Raw genomic sequence first — 2,847 nt, forward strand, 5'->3', positions numbered from 1 at the left:
CGCGAGCGTTATCCGGAATTATTGGGCGTAAAGAGCTCGTAGGCGGTTTGTCGCGTCTGCCGTGAAAGTCCGGGGCTTAACCCCGGATCTGCGGTGGGTACGGGCAGACTAGAGTGCAGTAGGGGAGACCGGAATTCCTGGTGTAGCGGTGAAATGCGCAGATATCAGGAGGAACACCGATGGCGAAGGCAGGTCTCTGGGCTGTTACTGACGCTGAGGAGCGAAAGCATGGGGAGCGAACAGGATTAGATACCCTGGTAGTCCATGCCGTAAACGTTGGGCACTAGGTGTGGGGGACATTCCACGTTTTCCGCGCCGCAGCTAACGCATTAAGTGCCCCGCCTGGGGAGTACGGCCGCAAGGCTAAAACTCAAAGGAATTGACGGGGGCCCGCACAAGCGGCGGAGCATGCGGATTAATTCGATGCAACGCGAAGAACCTTACCAAGGCTTGACATGTTCTCGATCGCCACAGAGATGTGGTTTCCCCTTTGGGGCGGGTTCACAGGTGGTGCATGGTTGTCGTCAGCTCGTGTCGTGAGATGTTGGGTTAAGTCCCGCAACGAGCGCAACCCTCGTTCCATGTTGCCAGCGGGTTATGCCGGGGACTCATGGGAGACTGCCGGGGTCAACTCGGAGGAAGGTGGGGACGACGTCAAATCATCATGCCCCTTATGTCTTGGGCTTCACGCATGCTACAATGGCCGGTACAATGGGTCGCGATACTGTGAGGTGGAGCTAATCCCAAAAAGCCGGTCTCAGTTCGGATTGGGGTCTGCAACTCGACCCCATGAAGTCGGAGTCGCTAGTAATCGCAGATCAGCAACGCTGCGGTGAATACGTTCCCGGGCCTTGTACACACCGCCCGTCAAGTCACGAAAGTCGGTAACACCCGAAGCCGGTGGCCCAACCCTTGTGGGGGGAGCCGTCGAAGGTGGGACTGGCGATTGGGACTAAGTCGTAACAAGGTAGCCGTACCGGAAGGTGCGGCTGGATCACCTCCTTTCTAAGGAGCCCCTTAGCCGTCAGGCCTGCAGATCTTTGTGTCTGTGGGTGTGTGGTTCAGGTGTAGTGCTCGTAGCGGCCCCGTTCGTGGGTCGGCGAGTTGCTCATGGGTGGAACATCAACGAATAGTGCCCTGGCCGTACCGGCTGGTGGTCGTAGTACTGCGTCTGGAATGGGCGTCTGGGGTGTTGCCCTGGATGTCGCGCCGTCGTGTGGAAGGACTGCCGGGTTTGGATGGGTTGGGGTGTTGGCACACTGTTGGGTCCTGGGACAACAGGACCGGCTGCTCGTGCAGCACATGATCGCTTGGCCTCTCTTTTGGGGGGTGGGTGGTGGTGTGGTGTGGGGGTGGTTGTTCCGGGCCTGTGGTCTGGTTCCGGCCATGCTGAAGCATTGACGTTGATTCGTTGGTGTGGGTGGTGTGGTGCGGGTTGTTGTTTGGGAACTGCATAGTGGACGCGAGCATCTTATTTTTATTGCTGCCGCATATCGCCCCCTGGTGGTGTGTGGTGGCGCCGAGAATGTAGTCATCTTTTGATACACCCGTTGTTGACCCCCTTTTTGGGTGGTTGGTGGTGGGTGTTGCTCATTGAGGGCTTGGCCTTGTGTGGCTAAGTTTTTCAGGGCGCATGGTGGATGCCTTGGCAACAGGAGCCGATGAAGGACGTGGGAATCTGCGATAAGCCTGGAGGAGTCGATAACCGGACGTTGATTCCAGGATTTCCGAATGGGGGAACCCCGCACACCTGTGAGTGTGTGACCGCCGGTTGAACACATAGGCCGGTTGGAGGGAACGCAGGGAAGTGAAACATCTCAGTACCTGCAGGAAGAGAAAACAAAAGTGATTCCGTGAGTAGTGGCGAGCGAAAGCGGATGGGGCTAAACCGTTCACGTGTGATACCCGGCAGGGGTTGCGTGTTCGGGGTTGTGGGCCCTTTCGTCCCAGGTCTGCCGACTTGGGGTGGTGAGGAGCGGGCGTATAGGCGAACAGCTTTGGATGGCTGACCGTAGAGGGTGAGAGTCCCGTAGTGCGAATGCGTACCGCCGCTTAGAGAGTGTGCCCGAGTAGCACGGGGCCCGAGAAATCCCGTGTGAATCTGCCAGGACCACCTGGTAAGCCTGAATACTACCTGTTGACCGATAGCGGATCAGTACCGTGAGGGAATGGTGAAAAGCACCCCGGGAGGGGAGTGAAATAGTACCTGAAACCATGTGCCTACAATCCGTCGGAGCCTTGAGGGGTGACGGCGTGCCTTTTGAAGAATGAGCCTGCGAGTTAGTGCTGTGTCGCGAGGTTAACCCGTGTGGGGAAGCCGTAGCGAAAGCGAGTCTGAATAGGGCGATCTTAGTGGCACGGTCTAGACCCGAAGCGGAGTGATCTACCCATGGCCAGGTTGAAGCGCGTGTAAGAGCGCGTGGAGGACCGAACCCACTTCAGTTGAAAATGGAGGGGATGAGCTGTGGGTAGGGGTGAAAGGCCAATCAAACTCCGTGATAGCTGGTTCTCCCCGAAATGCATTTAGGTGCAGCGTCACGTGTTTCTTCCCGGAGGTAGAGCTACTGGATGGCAGATGGGCCCTACAAGGTTACTGACGTCAGCCAAACTCCGAATGCCGGGAAGTGAGAGCGTGGCAGTGAGACTGTGGGGGATAAGCTTCATGGTCGAGAGGGAAACAGCCCAGACCACCGGTTAAGGCCCCTAAGCGTGTGCTAAGTGGGAAAGGATGTGGAGTTGCTGTGACAACCAGGAGGTTGGCTTAGAAGCAGCCACCCTTGAAAGAGTGCGTAATAGCTCACTGGTCAAGTGATTCCGCGCCGACAATGTAGCGGGGCTCAAGCACAC

2 rRNA genes are annotated in these 2,847 nt (G+C 57.3%); both read left to right on the forward strand.

Annotated features, from left to right (window positions below):
* A 16S ribosomal RNA gene (locus ACFFIO_RS17245) occupies nucleotides 1–1,005 on the forward strand; the annotation flags it as partial.
* Between the two features lie 608 nt (nucleotides 1,006–1,613).
* A 23S ribosomal RNA gene (locus ACFFIO_RS17250) occupies nucleotides 1,614–2,847 on the forward strand; the annotation flags it as partial.

The organism is Citricoccus parietis (assembly GCF_042433045.1).
Taxonomy (GTDB): Bacteria; Actinomycetota; Actinomycetes; order Actinomycetales; family Micrococcaceae; genus Citricoccus; species Citricoccus parietis.